Below are 20,244 nucleotides of genomic sequence, written 5' to 3'. Positions count from 1 at the left end.
GGCAAGGCGACAATAAGATTTTGTTAACCAATTAGCTCATTGAGATGTTGAGCTTTTTATCGGCTCCTGCGGCTCTGGCTCAGGCATATCCGGCCCGAACAGCAACCAAGACAGATCTGGCCCCGACATATCGCGGTGACCGCTTTGCAGCAGGGTGACCAACACCCCGGATCCAAGACTCAACAGCAACATGAGATCACTCCACAATTTGCAAATGAGAATAAATCGCAAACTATGAAAAGCAAGCCTCAACGGCGTAACGTCTGTGTGAAAGCGTATTACGGCTGCAGCTTTAGCGCCCCCACGATCGCCGAATCTGGCTCCGGCTTGATGGGATTGCCATGGTCGTCCATATTGGCCCACTGGCTGTTGGCGACGAAGATGAAGTGATCTTCGCTGACCAGGCCCTGGGTCGGCTGCGACAGCAGTTTCCCCGAACGCAGAATGGTCTCGACCGACAGGATCTCGCTCCAGTCGTCTGACATGTGCAGCCGCACGATACGGTTGGGCTGGAAGCCGTTCTGGATGGCGATCAGGTCATGGCCATGGCGCGCCACGGTCGAATAGCCGAGCGTCGAGCCTCCCGCCGGCGGCAACAGGCGCTGCATGGCGCCAGCCGTCAGATCGACACGGTACAGGCCGGAAATAAAGTCGGCGACAATCAGCACAGTGGCGTCTTCGTTCTCGACCAGGGCGGTCGGCGAATCCATGTAGCCTTCGGGTATCAGCACCTGCAGCGTGCCCTGATAGCCATTGAGCCGCAGGATTTCGCCATGCGCCGTATCGACGACATACAGGTCGTCGCGCCCGGCCATCAGGTGGCCGAAACTGCGGTCGGGCCGGTCGGTAAAGGTCCCTACAATCTGGCCGTTGGCCGGATCGATTTGCGTAATCTTCGAGGTGATGTTCAGCTTCGGGTCATAGCCCTTGGTCTGCCGCGTCGCCGCGGTCGTCGCCCATAGCTTACCGTCGTGCAGTCCCAGGCCGTAGGCGGCAACGCCGGGCCGGAAGGTGATGACATCGCGCGGCCCCGTGGCCGACAGGGCGGTGATCTTGCCGTTGCGGATACTGCTCAGGAACAGTTGCTCGCTGCCCGGGGCAAAGGTGATGGCGTCGGTGAGGGTGAAGCCCGGAAGGGTCGCCGCCACATGCATGTCGCCGACCGGACTTTCGTTTTCCTGCAATGCGTTTTCAAGATCACCGTCCCAGATGGCATTGAAATCGGGATTGCGCGCCAGGTCGACGACATAGCCGCGCGCCAGGTAGTCGGCCATCACCGTGCGCGCTTCGGCCTTGCGCTTCTGCTGCGTGGCGACCTGAACCCGCAACAACAGGATCGACGGCGAGTCGGGCAGTATGGCGCCCGCCTTGGCCAGGTTGGCGGCCGCGCCCGGCAAGTCATTGGCATCCAGCGCACTCATCCCGGCCGACCGCAGGGTGCGAAACTGTCCCAGTTCGGAATTGGGATCGACCTCCTGTGCCAGGGCGCTGGTCGCGCCCAGCCATATGAGGCCCGCCCCTACCAGGTTGGCAATTCGCATCCCTCTCATCGTCATCCCTCGTCCTAAGCCTTGCCAACCAACCGGGGCGCTTCGCCCTTGGCGTCGTCCTTGTCTTTCAGGGCCAGCCGGATCGGCACGGCCGTGGTCTGGCGCACGGTACGCATGATAATCCGGCTTTCGACGCCCGATACAAGATCCGAAGCCAGCAGCTTGTCACGCAGAAAATCGTCATAGGCGTGCATGTCGCTGGTCATGACGCGCAGCATATAGTCTTCGTGGCCCGTCACGGTGGCGCAGGCCACGACCTCAGGCCAGTCTTCCAGCCGGGCCTCGAAGGCCTCGAGATTGGCGCGCGACGGCAGGCTCAGCTTGACCGAAACATAGACCTCGAACCCAAGGCCCAGCTTGTCGGGATCCAGAACGGTGACGCGTTTGCGGATGACACCCAGGTCTTCGAGGCGCTTGATCCGCCGCCAGCACGGTGACGGCGACAGCCCAACGCGCTCGGCCAAGTCGGCGACCGACAAAGACGCGTCCTCCTGGATCAGGTCAAGGATGCGGGCATCCAGTTCATCGATCAGATCAGACAAAATTTACCCCTGCAACGCTACAATCCGGCACTGGAACGCACTATAGCCCGCATTTTCTGCAAACTTCTACCGCGAACTGAATTTTTCCGGCAGCGTGTTTCAATTTGGCCGAAAGGCTCCTAAATTATGCCGACGCCTGACAAAGCGACAGGACCGCCTTCCGGGGAATATGATGCCACATAGGGTGTGCTTAGGGAGATGATTTTGTTCATCACCCAGAATTTCCTGCCGGATGTCGGCGGTACACAGCGTTACGTCACCGACCTGGCCGACAGCCTCGCCGCCCACGGCCACGCGGTCGAAGTCTATTGCCGCCAGACCAGCCGCAACGCCGCCAGGACTTTCGACGCCACGCGCACCTATGCGATCAACCGCTTCGGCGGCCTGCGCCTGTGGCGGCAATGGCAGGGCGCGTCGGCCCTGTTGCGCCGTATCGAACAGGGCGGCGTCACGGCGGTCATCGCCGACACCTGGAAAAGCCTGGAAATCCTGCCGGCGGAAGGCCTGCGCGGCGTGCGCGTCATGTGCCTGGCCCACGGCAACGAATATCTGTCCGGCAATCGCGCCAAGGCGGAGCGCATCCGGCGTAGCCTGGCCAAGGCCGACGTCGTCGCCGCCAATTCCAACTTCACCGCCGACCTGGCGCGACCTTTTGCCCGCGACGGCGCGGTCCAGCTGCTGCTGCCGGGCATTGCAGCCCCGGCCGGCGCCGCATCCGCCGCCCCCCCCCTGCCCTCAGCTAACAATGCTCCGCTGCTGTGTATCGCCCGCCTGGAACCACGCAAGGGCGTTGACCAGGTCATCCGCGCGCTGGCGCAACTGAAGTCCGCCCACCCCCACCTGTCGCTCGACATCGTGGGCAAGGGTGCCGACAAGGGACGGTTGGTCGGGCTGACCAGCAAGCTGGGCGTCGCCGATCGCGTCCGCTTTCATGGCTATATCAGCGACGCGGCCAAGGCCGACCTGCTGCGCCACGCCGCCCTGTTCGTTCTGCCCAACCGCCGCGAAGGCGATTCCGTCGAAGGCTTCGGCCTGGTCTTTCTCGAAGCCGCGGCCTTTGGCGTACCGTCCCTGGCCGGGCACGATGGCGGCACCGGCGACGCCGTGCTGGATGGCCGGACGGGTCTGGTGGTCGATGGCGAAGACCTGGCTGGCGTGACCGCGGCGCTCGACCGCCTGCTCGGCGACGATGCCCTGCGGCGGGGCATGGGCCTTGCCGCCCACGCGCGTTTCTGGTCGGAATTTGTCTGGGACAGCGCCGTCGGCCGCTTCGAAGCCGCGCTCGACCTGCCACGCCTTGATGTTGCCAAGGTGAAAGCCTTGTAAAACCGGCGATCCGGCGTTCACGTGTAAAATCCGTCACAAGAGACTTGAACCGGTGGGCCTTATTGGCTATAGGCCCTTCCCTCTGACGGCGTGAGCATTTCCGCGGTCGGCACGACCTGGTTCGGTTGGGTAGCTCAGATGGTTAGAGCGGTGGATTCATAACCCACAGGTCGGCGGTTCGATCCCGCCTCCAACCACCAAGGTTTTTTCAATTAAATCAATTCATTCTATAAATATCAAGCCCCAGACGGCGCGTGAACGCGTTGGTGCTGCCACGAACATAAAATATAAATACGCATGCCTGCGAGGGTTATGCGGCATTCCGTGCTAGAAGCGATAAAGCAGATCGTTTTCGTCGCCCTCGCCAAACCCGTTATCGACGGATTAGGCATATTTCCACGCGACGTGTCCAGGACCAGCAACTTCGCCACAACTTCGCAGGCAAAACGGCTCGCACAGCGAAGTGTTTCAATATGTCGCGCAATTTAACCGAAAAGTGGCGTCCACTTTATCGGTTTGCTCTAGAAAGCTCTCAATATGAACCTCGTCCCGCCCGAACCCGAAAACCCAGACGTATCGTCGCCCAACGTCCGGCAGGCCATCCAATATGAGGTCAAGAAGCGGCTGAAGCTGTGGGTCGTCATGAGAGACGACGTCTATACCGGAAGCTATCCCGACGAGGCGTCGGCAGAAGCCGCCGGCCAAAAGCATGTCGACGCCATCATCAGGGGCGGCGGGAAGGCCAAATTGGTCCACGCGACGGGTGAGTAGTTTCCGAAACTGGCGGCCATGCGCTGCGCGCTTTACACTCGGTCTTGATACCGGGTGAGAGCGGCATCGGTCCAATAGACAACGGGTGGCGGCATCTGTCGCCGCCCGTTGTTTGTTCCGGCTCGACGACATATCGGCATATTCCCGTAGCGACACCAATCTCAAATAGACCGAAATCGAACATATCTCCGACAGGATTTTCTCCGCCGGAGGCTTGCTTACGAATCTCAACTGTATATACTGTGTATATGAAGAGTGGTTTTGTATTCTCGCAAACCGACAAGAGCCCCATGTATCAACAGATCATGGAGCAGATTAAGCAGCGGATCGCGGTGGGAGATTGGCCGGCCAATACCCCTTTGCCGTCGATCCGGGAGTTGGCGACCGAGATCAAGATCAGCCTCATCACCGTCAAGCGCGCCTATCTCGAACTGGAGCGCGACGGCATCATCGTCACGCAACAGGGCAAGGGCAGCCGGGTCAACGGCACGCTCGACCTGAAGACGATCCAAAGAAAGGAACTGCTCCATCACCTGGAGCAGGCCGGAAAGCTGGCCGACGCGCTTGCCGTGCCGGACGAAGAAATCGTGCGCCTGATCAGGCAGCACAGGGAATAGGGGAACAACAAGATGGACCTGCCTCTGGCAATCGAGTGCGAAGGCATCAGCAAGCGCTACAAGCATTTCGCCTTGCAGAACGTCGACCTGTCGTTCGAACAGGGCACCGTCATGGGCCTGGTCGGGCCCAACGGCGCCGGGAAATCGACCATCATGCGCATGGTGATGGGCCTGATCGGCCCCGACAGCGGCTCGGTCAAGGTCCTGGGGCACGTCATGCCGCACGACCAGATCGCCGCCAAGCGCCATATCGGCTTCGTCGCCGAAGATATGCGGCTGTACGAGAGCGAAACCATTGCTTTCCACATGGACTTTATCAAGGCGATCTTCGACTCGTGGGACGACGACTACGCCAGGGTTCTGCTACGCAGCTTCGACCTCAACAAGGACCAGAAGGTCAAGGGCCTGTCGCACGGCCAGAGGGTCAAGGCGACCCTGCTGCTGGCCCTGGCACGCCGTCCTGCCCTGCTGGTGTTCGACGAGCCGACGACGGGGCTGGACCCGGCAGTACGCCGCGAAGTGCTCGATGAAATGATGAATTCGCTGCAGGACGAAACGCGATCCATCCTGTTTTCGTCGCACAACACGCTCGATGTCGAACAGATCTCCGACTACATCACCTTCGTCTATGGCGGCCGTGTGGTGGACTCCCTGAACAAGGAAGACTTTCTCGACGGCTGGCGGCGCCTGCGCCTGACCAATACGCACAACGTCCCCCTGCCCAACCTGCCCAATATCAAAGACGTCCAAACAAGCGGTCAATTGTGGACGGTAACCGTCAGCCATTACGACGACTCCCTGCCCGCCCGCTTTACCCAGGCCGGCCTGACGGTGACAGCCGTCGAGCGCCTGACCCTCGAAGAAATATTCCTCAGCATCGTCCTGAACGCCAAGGCGAACAGCCAAACGGAGCTTGCCCAATGAGCGCCTCGATCGTTTCCCAACTTGTCACAAAAGATCTCCGGCTGATGCGCGGGACCATAGTGAGCTTTGCCCTGGTCAGCCTCGTCCTGATCGCTGCCCTCAGCTTTCTCATCGGACGCATACCGAACTGGATCGTGTTCAATATCGGCTTCATCATGTTGATCGGCCCCGCCGGGACGTGCGGCATCGTGGTGCTGATCAAATCGAACGTCTTCGAGAAAGAAAAATCGACCCAGTCCTTCATCATGAGCCTGCCATTGACGGTGAAGGAGTTCACCCGGGCCAAGCTGTGGCTGAACCTGCCGGTCTTCGGGATATTCTGGCTGATTGTCAGCGCGGCGGCCTTCTACTTCGCTTTCGGACGCGGCCTGTTTCCGCTGGGCGCGATACCCTTCGTCACCATGGTGTTTTTGGGGGTGTTTGTCGCCTATGCCTGCATCCTCAGCACCAGCCTGCTGACCCAATCCCTGGGCGTTACGGTGCTGGCAATCACCCTGTTCGAGTTGGCGACCTCGGCCTATCTGTGGACGGTCGCCTTTATCAGCCCCATTGCCGAGCATATCTGGGGGGCGGTGCCCGTGTGGAACCCGACCGCCATCGCCATCCTGACGGCGCAGGCTTTGGTGGCCGCGACGGTCCTGCTGGCAACCGTGTTTGTGCAAAGCAGGAAGCGGGATTTCATCTGACCGGGAAGGTTTCCGACCATCGAACAACAAAACCGGAGGCTGGCATGAAAAAATGGTTCTGCATAATCTTGCTGGCGGCGATGCTTCTTCCGGGAGAGGCCTCCCCCTGCACCATTTTCACGGCATGGCAGGACAAGACGGTCCTGTTTGCCGGTAACGAGGACCAGACTCCCAACCCGTCCTACCTGGTCGTCGACAAAACCGGAAAATACGGTGTCGTCTTTTTGGCGACTCCGATGCCGGCCCAGGGCCTGGTCATGCAGATGGGGGTCAACGACCAGGGACTGGTCTACGATATCAACACCATAGGCAGCGAGAAACTGGTCCCCACGCCGAAGGCCTTGAAGCAGAAGGAATGGGCGCTGGTGACCCTGATGCGGGAGTCCGGCTCCGTCAAGGAACTGCTGACCGGCTTCTTCAAGTACGATTGGGGGACGTCGATCGCCTACCAGATTCACGTCGCCGACCGCTTTGGCGATGCGGCCGTCATCCATCCTGGCAAGGACGGCAAACTGACCTTCACGCGCATCGACAAGGCCAGGGGCTATCTCATTTCCACAAATTTCAATGTGCGGGACGCAGGCTTCATGTCCATGGTTTCGTCGCGCTATCTGACCGCTGACAACAGCCTGAAAAAGCTCACCTCAGGAACTGAACTTTCCGAAAACTATATGGCGTCGATCCTGAAGGCGACCCATCAGACGCCGAACCTTATCAATCCGCAAAAGACGATCTATTCGACGGTCGTCAATCTGAACAGCCTGGACATTCACCTGTATTACGACAGCAACTTCAATAAGTCGTACCTGCTGAATGTCCGGTCGGAGCTTTCAAAAACATCCGGAAAGCGAATAGTCCCCCTGACCGAGGTGATAGCCTCCATGGACACATAAGATGCACGTACCGAAACGCCTGGTCTGGCTTCTCAGACTCGTCGCGGCTGTGGTTACCATCAGCATCGGCGCGGTCTTCGTACCGTGGGACGCAGCCTTAGCCTATTTCGCGCCCTTGCCCGGCACGGTGCAGGCACAGGTCGACGACATGCCCCGTCGCGGCATGGACGGCATCATTGTCTATGTCGATCAGGCGGGCCACGCGCCGGCCTTTTACGCCGCCGGCTGGAAGGACAGGCAGGCCAGGGTGCCCGCCGATCCGCACGCCCTGTTCAAGATCGCCAGCATCAGCAAGCTTTATATTGCCGCCGCCACCGCCAAACTGGTCAGCGCCAAGCGTTTGTCGCTGAACGACACATTGGCCCATCTTCTGCCGGAACTGGCCGGACACATTGAGAATGCCGATAAGATTACCGTTGGAATGATGCTGACGCATCGCAGCGGCATTCCCAACTTCACCGACGATCGCGACTTCAGGTGGGACAAGGCTACAAGTCCGACAGACGTGCTGAACCTGGCCCTGGATGAACCTGCCGATTTCAAACCCGACAGCCGATACCGCTATTCCAACACCAACTACCTGCTGATCGGCCGGATTCTCGACAAGACATTGGGATACAGCCACCAGGACTATATAGAGGCGGAGATACTGGCACCGCTTGGGCTGACCCATACCTATGGCCAACTCAGCGAGGTGAATCCTGCCGACGTCGTCAGCGGCTACGCCGTGGGTTATGACGGGGATATGAAGCCGCTCGACTACGTCATACCCGGCGGTTCCATGGTGGCGACGGCGCAGGATGTCGGTATCTTCCTGCGGGCGCTGAACGATGGCTCGCTGCTGAACGACGACGAACAGGCCATCTATTCGTCCATCTCCGTATACGAGCATACCGGTCTGCTGCCGGGCTACCAGAGCATCGCGCGCTATCACAAAGACATCGATACCGTGGTCATCCAGTTTACGAACACGAGCGGCGGAAATTCATGGATAAAATCGGAAATCGTTTATGACCGCGTCGTCCGGATCCAGCGTAATACCAACGGCGTTAAACCATGACTTTCTTTGCCCACCCAATTTGCCTGACGCTCAGGCTGGGCGGCGGGGCATTTTATGTAAGAGTCAAAATCAACCGTCGGCGGCATCATAGGGCCTCGTGCAAGGAAGATTTGACCACGGATCACCCTTCGCTGTCGCTCAGAGTGACGCGGATGCCGCTTTGCGGACGCGGATAAGGCACGGATAGCGGCCGTGTTTAGGTTGCACATCCGGCCACTGCCGAGCCAAGCTTCACGAAGTGCAAAGCGATTCCATCCTTTGACTCGCACCGCACATTTTCCGGACAAGACTCAGATATCCGTGCCTTATCCGCGTCCGCAAAGCGGCATCCGTGTCACCCGAAGCTTTGGCTAAGGGTGATCCGTGTTCCAATACTTCGCTACCGACACAACTCCAGACGGCAAGCCGATCGTTCCCCTCCCGAATAGCCCACTATAAGCGCGCGGCCGAATTTTCCGCCAATCCGAACTATCACGCCAAGGGCTGGTAGCTGTCGCCACGAAATCGACAAGATGCCAGCCATCAAATGGCAGGGGTGAATTGCTTTGCGATTCGGGGTAGAGCGTCGCTATGCTTGCTGGGATTAAAGGGGACAGGTTAGCCAGGACAATGGACGGTCAACACGTGCCATTTGAATCCACGACGACGGTGGCCAACCGGCCCAAGACCAGGTGCACATGACCGACTGCCCCCCGCATGACTTGGACAGCGTTACGGCCTTCGACGGCCGTTTGCGCCTGACCGCCGTCAATGACCGCCTTTTCGATCGTTTTCTCTATGCCGGTGTCTATGACGGCCGCCCCGTCCTGGTGCACGAATACGCCCCGTACGGATGGGTGGCGCGACAGCCAGACGGCGAGTTGGGCCCGATCGACGCGGACAGTGAACCACAGTACACGACGGCGCGTCAGCAGTTCGTCGCCAAGGCGCAGGCCTGGCGGACGGCCGCCGAGGCCTTCGGCAAGACGGGTCCCATGGCGGAGATCGTCGCCATGCGACCGGGGTCTTTGACGCAAGGCGCCTGGCTGGTGACGGAGTATCTCAGCCGACGGCTGACGGACCTGCCCCTGGGTGATCCGGCTACGGTCTCTGCGAACCTGGCCTCGGCCCTGGCCGCGGTCTTTGCCGCTGGCGAAACCGTCGGCAATATCTGTCCGCAAACCCTCTTCCTGCGCAATGGGCAGGTGGTTTTTGCCGGTCCCTCCCCGGACGGACGCGACCTGCCCGGCGTGGTCAACGGAGACGGCGATTCCGGATTGGCGGGTTATGCCGCCCCGGAAGTCTATGACGCACGCAAACGCCAGCCGGTCGGCCAGGAAGCCGACCTGTTTGCCGCCACGGCGCTGATTTTCCGCCTTTACAGTGGCCGCGCGCCCGTCGATGTGCGCAGCCAGAACCTGGCGGCCGATATCGACGGTTTCCTGGCTGAAACACCAAAGCTGCCGCAACGCATCCGCGAGGCGCTGAAGCTGGGCCTGGTCCTGTCGCGCCGGGCGCGCGGCGACGGCATGGCGGCATGGTTCGAGCAGTTAAAACCGCCCCCAATCCAAAATGCGCCGCCAAAGCCCGAGACTGCAGCCGTAAGCCCAACGCCTGATCCTGCACCCGTGGCGCCCAGGCCGTCGTCGGCGCCCGTACCCAAGAAACCGCACAACCGCCTCCTCGTAATCGCCGGCGTAGTGGTCGCAGGGTTGGTCGGGCTGTGGGGGCTGGGCGCAGGGGTCAGCCACCTGAAAGAGGCCCTGGCGGCCGGTGAGGAACGTGCCGCCCACCAGGCCATCACCCAGTGCAAGACCGCCATGTCATCCTCGCCCGGCACGGCGCAGGACGTCTGCCTCAAGGCGCTTAACAAGGTCAGTGACAAGGCTTCGCAGGACTTTTACGACGTCAATTACAATCTCGCCGTCCTGTGCGAGACGCGCCACGACTGCGCGCCCGGCAAGGCGGCGCGCGACTATTACCGCGTGGCGGCCAATGACAAGACCAGCGACCAGGGCAAGCTCGCCAATTATAAGTTTGCCAAGCTGACACCCAGCCTCAGCCCGGGCGAACAGCTCGACTATTACGCCCATGCCGCCGGCCAGCTGAAAAAACCGGACAAGTCCTTTATCGCCGCCAACAAGGACGTCTATGGCGACGCCAATTACCAGATCGGCCTGATCTTCGAAAACTGGAGCCACAAGGATAGCCTCGACCCGGAAGAGGCCAAACGGCTGGCGCCCGGTTCTGCACGCAGCCCGCAGAAGATCGCCGTCATCAGCGCCATCAACCGTCTTGAGACCGCCAAGAACTACGGTGTCGACGCCGACAGCCACCTGCTCGACCTCTATGCGCGCCGGGGCGACATGGAAAAGGACGCGCAACAGTATGAAGCGGCCCTGACGGCCTACCGCAATGCCGCACGGCTGGGCAGCGCTGACTCGAGCTTCAAGGCGGCGGAACTGTTTTTCGCCGGCGACGTCACGTCGCTGAGCGAGGCCGACGCGCTCGACCTGGTCAACTCGGCCGCCGCCGACAAGAATATCGACGCGCTGCATTGCGTGGCGGCCATGTATTATCTGGGTTTCCCGTACAACGAAGACCGTGACCGGGCCGGCCCCTATATGGACACACTGTCGACGTTACAATCGTCGCGCTTCGACCAGACACTTTACAACGGCCTGGACTGCAGCAAATGGATCGCCGATGGCGTGCGCAAGCGCGCCGACAACTAGACGCCCGAACCCAAGGAGCACAGCCATGTTTTCGAACGACGAGGAAGCGCAAAAGCGGGAACTGGCGCAGGGCTTCCTGCACTTCCTGGTGGATGGCGCCGCCGGTCAGCTGCCGGACAAGGCCCTGCCGTCCCTGTCCGCGGCCCTGGCCGAAAAGGTCAGCCGCGACACGCGCCGCCAGGTCGCCGAGTTGCTGCCGCAATATCTCGACCAGGCCCTGCCCGCCATGCTGCAACAGGCGGCGACGGGCGGACGAACGCAGAGCGCCGAGGTCGACTCGTTGTTCGGGCGCTATGGCAAGCTTTTGCTCGGTGTCATCGCCGTGCTGGTGGCCGGCTATATCGCCCTGGCCGCCCTCTATGTCCTGAAACCCGGCCAGCCGGCCGGCCAGGACCCGGCCGACACAACGGCCCAGATCGTCGGCGGCGACGCGGCCTTTGACGCGACCGACAGCACATCGCCGCTAAATCAAAGCCACTAACACCCAACGACACCAAAAGTCGGATCATGATGGACTTCTCCACCCTCTTTATCGGCCCTGACGGCCGCGGCCGCGACTTCCGCGTCCGGGGGGAAGCGCGTGCGTCCGGCGCAGCGACCCCCCCTTCCGATCAGGCGCGCAGCGTGCCGCTGGTCCTGGCGCGCTGGGCGGAATCGGGTGAAGCGGCCCTGTGCGCCTGCCTGCCTCTGCCGGGCGGCGATGCCCTGGTCCTGCGCGCCCGTAACCTCGGCAGGCGTGACAGCGGTTATGATTGCAGCGCCAATGCCGTCATCGTGCCGGCCAGCCTGGGTACCGACCTCGACGCCGTCTGCCGCGCCGTTCTGGCCGCCGTTCCCGACCCTGACGGCAGCGACCGCTTCGCCCGTCAGCCCCTGTCGGCCGGGGCGCTGCGCGATACGCCCGCCGCGACGCACGACTGGAACGGTCTCGACGCGCGCTGGCACCGGCGCTGCGTCGTGACCGACGACGTCACGTCACCCGAGGCCGTCCTGGTCTCGATTCTGGCCGCCACGGCGCCTCCCCCCGGTCCGGCTGCGCCGCTGGGCTGGGCGACGTCCCTGACCTGGGCGCAAGCCCTGTCCGGCGACAGCGCCCCTGGCCTGGTGGTTGTGCCGCCGAAACTGGCGGCTCAAGGTGCGCCGGGCTATGAGATGGCGCGCCTGACACCCCAGGGTTTCGACGGCGCCCGCTTTGATACGCCCTTGCCTGTGCGCATCAAGGCGCGCTTCCTGGCGCAGCTCGAACCCGGCCTGCGCGCCCGGGCGGCGCAGCGGCTGGGCGGTGACGCCGCCGACGGATCGCTGACAGAACGCCTGTTCATGGCGGCGTGCGAGGTCATCGCCCCGCTCGACTATGAAACCGGCCTGGCCCAGGCCTTGCGCTTCGCGGCCATTCCGGCGGCCGAATTCGACGGCTTTTTTACCGTCCTGGCGCGGCGGTTGTTCCGCTGGTTCATCGAGCTCGAACACAATACCGGCCATCTCGGTCGCGTCCTCGCCTTTGCCGAAAACGAGTCCAGCCGCGCCCTGCTGGCCAATGTCGGATCGCTGGCTTCAGCCGTGCTGGACAGCCCGGCCCTGTGCGGCGAGATCAGCGAGGAGATACTGGCGCGCCTTATCCGCAGCCATGATCTGCTGGCGGTGCTGACGGCGCGACGCGACCTGGCCGATATCCTGCGGGCGACGCGGCCCGCCGTGACCTTGAAACTGTTCGACGCTTTGCTGTCCGGCCCCGACCTGTCCGCGCCAGCAGCCCAGGGCGTGACCGCGGCGGCGCGCAGCCTGTTTACCGGTCCGCTAAATGGCGGATTTGCCACCCTGCTGCGCCATCATCTTGCGACACCGGCATCATTGGCGAGGACCCGGCTTCTGACAGAGCTGGTCCTGCTGATCTATCAATCCGACGGGCCGACCCATAGGCTTGGCAGGGCCACACTTCGAGCGGGGACACATCATGGCTGATACCGAATTCCAATGCAGCAATTGTGGCCGCGACATGCCCCCCGGCCTGGCGCGCTGCGCCATATGTGAAAGCGCCGACGAGATCGGGGTGCCGGTGGCCAAGACCCGGGCGGCCGCACAGCCTCTGGTGACGCCGCCGGTGTCGAACGTCATTCCGCTGCGCCCCGCCGGCGATGCCCCCCAGGTTACGGCGCCACCCGCGGAAACATCGGTCGACGAAGCCCCGCCGGCGGAATCGCCGCCACCTGTCTCCGAAGTGCCCGCCACGCCCATTCCGCCCCCAGCGCCGGCCGCGCCACCGCTGGACGCCCAGGTCGCGCGTTTTCTCAGCGACCTGGAAATGTGCCGTCGCGCCGATATGAAAATCATCACCCTTCTGGGCTTTCCGACCGCGGGCAAGACCTTCTTCCTCAATCGGTTCAAGTACGAAATCCTGCACAACGAGTCCTCATACGGCTGCACGCCCGGCTTTGTGCGCAACGGCACCTTTATCGCCAGCACCACCTATCCCAGCGTCCACGTCTTCGAGTTCGATGACGAGTTCGAAAAGTTCGCCATTGTCGATATCCCCGGCGAATATTTCCGCGAATATCTCGAACAGACCGGCGGCACGGCGCGCCCGGAAGTCAAGGCTGCGCTAGACGACATTTTCAACAAATCAAAAGGACTGGTGGTCCTGATCCCTGCCGAGGAACTGGCTTTTTCCAGCGACCTGTACAACGACTATATCGCCGCCGACGGCCTGCTTCCGTGGCTGAGCGATCACTATGGCACGGTCCTGCGTGCCCATGACCTGCCCGATCTGGATGTGCCCCAGGCGGTTCTCGATTATCTGGCTCGATTCACCAGTGAATCGATTATCGACGGCAAGGCCAATCCCGATATCGCCGAGGAGGATTTCTACGTCCTGCTCGCCCGTTATCTCGAGCAGCACAGTCTGGCCGACAGCGAAGAATTCGACCGTGATTTGCTCGACCAGGCGCCGTTCGAGGCCCGTCGCACCCTGGCCTGGCTGATCCGCTCCCTGACCGATCACTGCCGCGCCGACCGCGAGATCCACACCTTTATCTCCAACATCGTCGGCCTGCCCTACACCAAGACGAATTCGCCGCCGGTCTATGTCGCCCTGTCCAAGGCCGACCGGCTGGAGACGCGGGTCGGCGAGGCCAAGGCAACGGTTGCGCCCCCCGAAGCCCTGGCCGAAACTGAAGCCGATCCAGTGTCACTGCCGGCTGACACGCCCATTTCCAGTCGGGCCGCCGAACGGCAGTGGGCCGACCAGGCGCGGCGGCTGGAACTGGGCCTGATGCTGACGTCGAAAGGCGTCAGCCAGATGGCGCGCGACAAGCTGCAGCTTCAGGACCGTCGGATGGCCGCCGGCCAGGACCAGTTGATGGAGAAGGAGGTCAAGGCGCTGCGCCCCCTGGCCAATAAGTTCTCCAGCCGCAAATACGGATTTGTCACCGCCTTCGAAGGGCTGGACAAGACGCGTATCAACTACAACCTGCCGCAGCACGGCGTCTATAATGTCATCGAATGGATATTCGAGAGCCTGGACCTGCACAGCCGCTACGACCGCGACAGCAAGCTGTACAGGTTTATCATGAACCTGAAGGGCAAGGCCGCCACCAAGCCGATCTCACCGCCGAAGAAGTCGAAATAATGCCCAAGCTCCGCTCCGTGGCGATTTTCTATCGCGAGATTTACCAGGACCGCAACAATGCCGGCCTGTTACTGGCCTGGTATCTGCTGGTCCTGCTGTTGATATGGTGGGGCCTGCTGGCCCAGGACCGCTGGGTCCATGCCGATATCAATGCGGCGGCCTTCGATCGTGAACCCGCCCACCATGCCTGCGCCGGCTTCGCCACCGAAACCTGCTACGGTTGGCTGGGCGAACTGGACAGCCAGCGCCGCGACATGGCGGTGCGCGTCGGGGCCTGTCAGATCGCGGTGCAATGTCCCTCGACAGCGCCCGAAAAGGATCCGCTGATCCGCCCGGCACCCTGCGCCGGCAATGGCGGGTGCAGCGAGGACAAGGCGCTTTGGTACAAGAAGACCGTCTGCCCGGCCTCCGAAAAGATCTGGTCGCGGCCCGAGATAGGTGTCATCCGCCGGCTGGTCGTCGGCAGGGCCACGGCCATGCCATGCGGCGGTGGCGCCGACCTGGCCGCCCGGCCGGACCTGCGCGAAGCCGGGCTGCAAGCCTGGCTGGTCTTTCTGCTCAGCGGCCTGGTCGCGTTTGTCTTTTCGCCCATCTTTGTCGCCGCCCGCGCCTTCCGCCAGTTAAGGCCCTGACCAAATGATGATCGGGCCGGCCTTTGTGATCTTTGCCCTGTGCACGGCGGCCTTTATCTGGGCCCAGCGCCAGCGGCATCGCCTGGCCCTGTGGGTGCGATCGGTCACCCTGTTCCTGATGATGGCCGGCCTGTTCGGGCTGGGCGCGCTCAGCCCGTTCCGCGAAGCCCTGTCCGTCCACCTGACGGCGCTCGGCGCCGATCCGAAGGTTCCTGCGGAAGACGCCCTGATCGTCGGCGATCATCACGACTATGCCGATTTCGTCGTCACCCCCTATGCCGCCGACGCGCCGGTCAAGCCGGCGACGGATGCGCATCACGACTTCGTCGTCGTCTCGACCCTGGCGCACAAGGTGACCTTGCGCACGGCGCCGGGCGATCCGGCAAGCGGCCGCCCGGCCATGGTTGTCGCCTGGCGCGAGAAGGGAAAGGCGTTGCGCTTCGACGGCGCCATAGCCCTGGGCCAGACGGCAAGCCTGTGCCCGGACGCCGCCTGCAAGACGCCCGTTCCCTTCGACGCCGCCCATTGGCGGGAAAGCCTGGCTGCAACGGGCGAAACCCTGTCGGGCCACCGCCCAGCCTATTATCAGCGCGTCTTTCGCCCGCGCGGCTTCGAAGGCAAGCAATCGGCCGTCTTTTCGGCCGATGGCCGCTGGTACCTGCTGCCGCTCGATCCTGGTGTCCATGTCGCGGGAGGACATGTAACAGAAGGGTTGGCCGTCAAAACGGGTTCCACGGCCGATCTGGCGCCTGGCCGTCCGATCAGCCTGTCGATTTTCCGCCTCGATGTGCCGGATAGCGACCTGAACGCACCCGTCCGTATGGTATCGCGCCAGACCCTGACAGTCAGCGACAGCGGCCACGGCGTCTTCCTCAAGCCGCGGTCAGCCCTGGTCGCGGCGGCCGGAACCTGCGTTCACCCACGCCTGACCCTGGCCCGGTTGTCGGCGACCAGCCGGACGACCGACTACGGCACGCCGGACAAGATCCTCACCTTCGCCACCCTGGGTAACGGCAGCCTGCGCGACGACGGCAGCTATCGCGCGACATCGCCGATGAACCGGGCCGATGACGGTCCGCTTTTGGGCGGGGCAGCGTCCCTGTGTGATTTCAAGGGCCGTGATTTCAGCATCACCGGCCAGAGGCTGACCGTGATCAAGGCCAGCGCACGCGATGACGCCGCCCTGACCTTTTCCGTCCAGGGCATGCGCATTCCGTGGGTCCTGCTGGCCTTCGCGGTCTTTGGCCTGGTGCTCACGGAACGCTTCGGGGCGAGGGGAGATGATGGCCGGCGCTCCGAATATGTGCTGATCGGACTGCTGCAATATCTGCTCGCCCTGCGCCTGCTGATCGGGGTGCGCGGCACGCTGATGGACCCGCAGATCGTGCCCTCCGATGTCTTCAGCGACGTCGCTTCGGCCTTTATCGGTTTGCCAGTGGCGCTGATCGCCCTGCGCTCCCTGGCCGACCTGCCCGTCAAACCGCGGTTGATCCTGGCCGGCGCCACGACGGCGGCGTTCGCTCTGATCTTCCTGTGGACCGGTTCGCTCGACCGGCCTTTCCTCGCCGTCATGGTCATCACCTTCGCCGCCCTGGCCTGGCCGGCCTTTCCGGTCAAACCCGTCGTCACCGCCCTGCAAGGCTTTAATCCGCTGCCGCATATCTCACGGGTCACGAATGCCCTAAAGCGCCATGACCTGCCCGTCCTCGCCATAGGCCTGATCACAACCGCCATGGGGCTGCGCCTGGCCGCCTTCTGGCTGTTCGGCATCCAGGAACGCGCCGGCATCGCCATGAGCCTGCCCTATCTGGCCCTGATCCTGCCGGGCTTTGCCCTCTATCTCGCCCATGTCGGCAAATCCGCCGTCAAATTCCTGCTCCAGGCCATCGTGTTTGGCGGACTGGTCATCGCGGCCGTGGTGATCGTGCCGTCCCTGACGCGCGACCACGGCTTCGCCATCATCCAGACCTTCCCGATCCTGGCGCTCGCCTTTGTCGAAGCGGCGCGCTGGCGCCTGACGCCGAAATGGGTCAAGCCCCTGTGGATGGCCGGCCTGCCCGGCGCCGTGGTCGCCTTCACCGCGCTTTTGGCCGTCTTCAACTATGCCCACGGCCTGCCGCCCGGCGAGGGCACCCTGTTGTCCGGCATCGACTACGCGCTGAAATTCGACAGCAACGATATCCGCATGCTGCATCAGTTCCACGGTGACCTGGTGACCGGCTTCGGCACCCGCGCCGCCGTGTCCAATACACAGTTCTGGCTCGATCTCGGCACCTTTACCGCCACCCTGACCGGCCAGGGCTATTTGACCGACCAGACGCTCGGCGCCTTTGGCTATCAGGCCCTGCATTTTTCCGACAACCTGTCGGCCGTTCATCTGATGCATCCGTTCGGCCGCATCGGCGCGGCTTTGTTCCTGGCCGCCCTGGTATATAGCCTCAGCCCGGCCCTGGGTAACCGCGACGCAACCGCCTCGGAGGGTGGCTGGCTGACGGCGCGACTGGCCCTGTGGACGGTGATCTTCGTCGCCGCCTATATGATCCTCGCCAATCTCGGCTGGGTGCCGTTTACCGGCCGCAACATCTATCTGCTGGCGGTGTCGTCGGGCAGCGACATCGCCGAAGGCTTCATGCTGCTGGCCATGGCGACAATCGGCCTGAAACTGCGGAGGCAGGCGTCATGAAACTGCCCGCATTTCCGAAGTTTACCCTTCCCCAATGGACCGCATGGCAACTGAGCCCCGTCGTGTTCCTGGCTGTCGTAGCCGCCCTGATCGTGGCGCCGCGCCCCCAATCCGGCCCGCTGCCCGACAAGGACACGGCCTATACCTCGACGGTCAATGCCCTGTTCGACGCCGGCTATCTTGAAGGCAGCCTCGATCGGCACGGCGCCAACAAGGTCGGCATCACCCCGGCCTGCCACGCTTCCGCCGACTGCCTGCGAGTCGTGCGCGCCTTCGCGCTGCAGTCCTACTTAAAGGACGACATGAAACGCGCCGACGGTGATGCCTGGGCATCTCGCGGGCGGAAAATCACGGCACTGCAAGCCTTTACGCGTATCTATTACGATAACGATTCCGATCATGCCGTCGTGCCGCCGCGTATCGTCTATGCCCAGGCTGGCTACAGTCCCGACGCCGCCGACTATAACCGCGTCCAGTTGGTCGACCTTGATCGCGGGCGCAGTTGCGATCTCGCCCCCGGCGAAACGCGTGCGGTCCAGGACGGCGTGTGCGGAACGCCTGTTCCGTCCGGCTGCAACCTGACCCTGACCACCCTGACGGCCGGTGGCTACCAGTCGTTTGCCGTCTCTCTGGCGCCGCAGGGCTGCGCCCTCCTCTATGCCGATGGCACGGGGCCGACGGACCACGCGCCGATCACCACCGGCACCTTGATCCGCATCGAAGGCGGATCGGCCCAGGCGCGGCCGCAACGGCTGATGATCACCGGCATGTCCGACACCATCGCTGCAAGCGACAGCCTGGGCGTGCGCTATTACGACCATGGATTCACAGATCTGGCGCGTTATCTGGAACGTTCGGCGCCGCAATTGCTGCCCGAGCTGGACAGCCCCAATGTCATCGCCCTGTCCCTGCACCGGTCGCTGAACCTGCGTGCGGCCGGCCTGCTGCAGGGCCAGATGCGCCCGCTGCTGTCCGAGGCCCACCACAATATCCTGGCCGGCGCGGTCCTGATGGACGGGGTGACCGGTGAGGTCGCGGCCCTGCCGACCTTCCCCTTCGTGCGCGACGACCTGCTCGATTCGCAACCGGGCGACGATCCGCGCCTCGATCGCAATGTCAATTTCATGAACCTGTCGATCGGTTCGGCGGCCAAGGTGCCGTTCGCCACGGCCATTGTTTCGCGCTGGCCGGCACTGCGCGCCATGAAGGTCGCCGACAATGATGCCACGGTCGGCAAGGTGCTGGGCTATCCCGGCACGTTCGAATCCCATGTCCACGGCGCGCCGGTCGACTTCACGCGATTCATTTCCGAATCGAGCAATCGCTACGCCATGACACTGATGGCCGCAGGCCTGCGCAAAGGCGATCCGTTCGACTGCGCCCACGGTTGCCGTCCGATCAGCGGCGAACAGGGCGTGTGGCTGGGTGACCGCCGCATCACCGCCGTCCGTCCCCCCGATATGAAGAATCCGCACGTCGGTGGCGAATGGAGCGGCAATCTGCAGAGCTTCTTCGATATCGACCCGGCCAATTGCCTGAAATCGCCCAAGCCCGGCTCCCTGACCCTGTGGGGCGAACGCCGGCTGGGCCAGGCCTATGAGCTGAACGCACCACCCCTGTGCCTGACCCAGGTCGACAATGTCACGCCCGACTACTACATGGCGACCCTGGGCGGCAGCCGGTCTCTGTGGTCGACCCTGATGCTGGCTCAGTCCTATGCCCGTATCGTGAGCAACCAGAAGATCGAGGCGACCCTCTTGGCGCGCGACCGTTTCCGCGACGGTCATCGCCGCGCCGGCTTCCCCGGCCTGGGCATAGACCCCGCCGTGCACGCCGACCTGCTGACCGGGTTGAAAGGCACCCTGACCGAGCCGCGCCGCAGTTCCGATAGCGGCCTGCAGCAATCGGGCGGCACGGGCGGGCGCCTGATCAGCGAAGGCACCTTGTGCAATACGAAGACACCAGACAGCAACTACATCTATACCTGCTACGCCAAGACTGGGACGGGGCGTATCAACGAAAAGGAGCAGGTCCACAGCCTGGCCCTGATCGTCGAGAAGTCGGCCACAGCGGGCGGGCTGTGCACGCGCAGTGTCTTCGCCATCAATATCCAGTACCGCCGGGCGGACGCCACCCCGGCCATCACCTATGCGATTTCTCTACTGAAAGATGCCGAAGTCCGGCGCTGGCTGGACCGGCCATGCACCAGATAATAAGCACC

General features: G+C 62.8%; 16 protein-coding genes and 1 tRNA gene. 15 read left to right on the top strand and 2 right to left on the bottom strand.

Translation table 11 applies throughout. The annotated features are described in order from the left end of the window. Positions 1-278: 278 nt before the first annotated feature. Both AC1DXO_RS02115 and AC1DXO_RS02110 read right to left on the bottom strand, forming a co-directional pair. Entirely contained in the window at positions 279-1,556 is a 1,278-nt protein-coding gene (locus AC1DXO_RS02115) for a YncE family protein (protein ID WP_476976431.1), read from the bottom strand. 8 nt (positions 1,557-1,564) lie between these two features. After that, positions 1,565-2,092 (bottom strand): Lrp/AsnC family transcriptional regulator, encoded by a 528-nt coding sequence (locus AC1DXO_RS02110; protein WP_476976430.1) that lies wholly within the window; start codon positions 2,090-2,092, stop codon positions 1,565-1,567. A gap of 204 nt (positions 2,093-2,296) precedes the next feature. Between AC1DXO_RS02110 and AC1DXO_RS02105 the strand changes: the two genes are divergently transcribed. The 15 genes from AC1DXO_RS02105 (at position 2,297) to AC1DXO_RS02035 (ending at position 20,236) form a co-directional block, all read left to right on the top strand. Continuing rightward, complete coding sequence (locus AC1DXO_RS02105; protein ID WP_476976429.1) at positions 2,297-3,418, top strand: glycosyltransferase family 4 protein; 1,122 nt, start codon at positions 2,297-2,299, stop codon at positions 3,416-3,418. 123 nt (positions 3,419-3,541) lie between these two features. Further along, positions 3,542-3,618: transfer RNA gene (locus AC1DXO_RS02100), tRNA-Met, on the top strand. 337 nt (positions 3,619-3,955) lie between these two features. Continuing rightward, positions 3,956-4,189 (top strand): hypothetical protein, encoded by a 234-nt coding sequence (locus AC1DXO_RS02095; protein WP_476976428.1) that lies wholly within the window; start codon positions 3,956-3,958, stop codon positions 4,187-4,189. A gap of 290 nt (positions 4,190-4,479) precedes the next feature. Continuing rightward, positions 4,480-4,806 (top strand): GntR family transcriptional regulator, encoded by a 327-nt coding sequence (locus AC1DXO_RS02090; RefSeq protein WP_476976427.1) that lies wholly within the window; start codon positions 4,480-4,482, stop codon positions 4,804-4,806. Between the two features lie 12 nt (positions 4,807-4,818). After that, a complete protein-coding gene (locus tag AC1DXO_RS02085) occupies positions 4,819-5,730 on the top strand; it encodes an ABC transporter ATP-binding protein (protein WP_476976426.1) in 912 nt (303 codons plus the stop codon). Further along, positions 5,727-6,416: a hypothetical protein gene (locus AC1DXO_RS02080; RefSeq protein ID WP_476976425.1), complete on the top strand. Its 690-nt coding sequence runs from the start codon at positions 5,727-5,729 to the stop codon at positions 6,414-6,416. The genes AC1DXO_RS02085 and AC1DXO_RS02080 overlap by 4 nt, the downstream gene beginning before the upstream one ends. Before the next feature lie 44 nt (positions 6,417-6,460). Beyond that, positions 6,461-7,309: a carcinine hydrolase/isopenicillin-N N-acyltransferase family protein gene (locus AC1DXO_RS02075; protein WP_476976424.1), complete on the top strand. Its 849-nt coding sequence runs from the start codon at positions 6,461-6,463 to the stop codon at positions 7,307-7,309. A 1-nt stretch (position 7,310) separates the two neighbouring features. After that, positions 7,311-8,369: a serine hydrolase domain-containing protein gene (locus AC1DXO_RS02070; RefSeq protein ID WP_476976423.1), complete on the top strand. Its 1,059-nt coding sequence runs from the start codon at positions 7,311-7,313 to the stop codon at positions 8,367-8,369. Positions 8,370-9,046: 677 nt separating this feature from the next. Continuing rightward, entirely contained in the window at positions 9,047-11,083 is a 2,037-nt protein-coding gene (locus tag AC1DXO_RS02065) for a hypothetical protein (RefSeq protein ID WP_476976422.1), read from the top strand. Positions 11,084-11,108: 25 nt separating this feature from the next. Further along, positions 11,109-11,564 carry a hypothetical protein gene (locus tag AC1DXO_RS02060; RefSeq protein WP_476976421.1) on the top strand — a complete coding sequence of 152 codons (456 nt, stop codon included), beginning with the start codon at positions 11,109-11,111 and terminating at the stop codon, positions 11,562-11,564. A gap of 26 nt (positions 11,565-11,590) precedes the next feature. Continuing rightward, positions 11,591-13,045: a hypothetical protein gene (locus AC1DXO_RS02055; RefSeq protein WP_476976420.1), complete on the top strand. Its 1,455-nt coding sequence runs from the start codon at positions 11,591-11,593 to the stop codon at positions 13,043-13,045. After that, positions 13,038-14,708 carry a hypothetical protein gene (locus AC1DXO_RS02050; RefSeq protein WP_476976419.1) on the top strand — a complete coding sequence of 557 codons (1,671 nt, stop codon included), beginning with the start codon at positions 13,038-13,040 and terminating at the stop codon, positions 14,706-14,708. Before AC1DXO_RS02055 ends, AC1DXO_RS02050 begins: the two co-directional genes overlap by 8 nt. Next, positions 14,708-15,340 carry a hypothetical protein gene (locus tag AC1DXO_RS02045; RefSeq protein WP_476976418.1) on the top strand — a complete coding sequence of 211 codons (633 nt, stop codon included), beginning with the start codon at positions 14,708-14,710 and terminating at the stop codon, positions 15,338-15,340. Before AC1DXO_RS02050 ends, AC1DXO_RS02045 begins: the two co-directional genes overlap by 1 nt. A 4-nt stretch (positions 15,341-15,344) precedes the next feature. Then, positions 15,345-18,023 (top strand): hypothetical protein, encoded by a 2,679-nt coding sequence (locus AC1DXO_RS02040; protein WP_476976417.1) that lies wholly within the window; start codon positions 15,345-15,347, stop codon positions 18,021-18,023. After that, entirely contained in the window at positions 18,020-20,236 is a 2,217-nt protein-coding gene (locus AC1DXO_RS02035) for a hypothetical protein (RefSeq protein ID WP_476976416.1), read from the top strand. Before AC1DXO_RS02040 ends, AC1DXO_RS02035 begins: the two co-directional genes overlap by 4 nt. Positions 20,237-20,244: the final 8 nt, after the last annotated feature.

This window comes from Asticcacaulis sp. P2_C5 (genome assembly GCF_056404555.1).
Note: the sequence above shows the minus strand (reverse complement) of the source record. Positions and strands in the feature narration are given on the sequence as shown.

Coding starts and splice junctions, on each gene's coding strand:
- AC1DXO_RS02115 (WP_476976431.1), bottom strand. CDS start 1,556: ATGACGATGAGAGGGATGCGAATTGCCAACCTGGTAGGGGCGGGCCTC.
- AC1DXO_RS02095 (WP_476976428.1), top strand. CDS start 3,956: ATGAACCTCGTCCCGCCCGAACCCGAAAACCCAGACGTATCGTCGCCC.
- AC1DXO_RS02090 (WP_476976427.1), top strand. CDS start 4,480: ATGTATCAACAGATCATGGAGCAGATTAAGCAGCGGATCGCGGTGGGA.
- AC1DXO_RS02085 (WP_476976426.1), top strand. CDS start 4,819: ATGGACCTGCCTCTGGCAATCGAGTGCGAAGGCATCAGCAAGCGCTAC.
- AC1DXO_RS02080 (WP_476976425.1), top strand. CDS start 5,727: ATGAGCGCCTCGATCGTTTCCCAACTTGTCACAAAAGATCTCCGGCTG.
- AC1DXO_RS02075 (WP_476976424.1), top strand. CDS start 6,461: ATGAAAAAATGGTTCTGCATAATCTTGCTGGCGGCGATGCTTCTTCCG.
- AC1DXO_RS02070 (WP_476976423.1), top strand. CDS start 7,311: ATGCACGTACCGAAACGCCTGGTCTGGCTTCTCAGACTCGTCGCGGCT.
- AC1DXO_RS02065 (WP_476976422.1), top strand. CDS start 9,047: ATGACCGACTGCCCCCCGCATGACTTGGACAGCGTTACGGCCTTCGAC.
- AC1DXO_RS02060 (WP_476976421.1), top strand. CDS start 11,109: ATGTTTTCGAACGACGAGGAAGCGCAAAAGCGGGAACTGGCGCAGGGC.
- AC1DXO_RS02055 (WP_476976420.1), top strand. CDS start 11,591: ATGATGGACTTCTCCACCCTCTTTATCGGCCCTGACGGCCGCGGCCGC.
- AC1DXO_RS02050 (WP_476976419.1), top strand. CDS start 13,038: ATGGCTGATACCGAATTCCAATGCAGCAATTGTGGCCGCGACATGCCC.
- AC1DXO_RS02045 (WP_476976418.1), top strand. CDS start 14,708: ATGCCCAAGCTCCGCTCCGTGGCGATTTTCTATCGCGAGATTTACCAG.
- AC1DXO_RS02040 (WP_476976417.1), top strand. CDS start 15,345: ATGATGATCGGGCCGGCCTTTGTGATCTTTGCCCTGTGCACGGCGGCC.
- AC1DXO_RS02035 (WP_476976416.1), top strand. CDS start 18,020: ATGAAACTGCCCGCATTTCCGAAGTTTACCCTTCCCCAATGGACCGCA.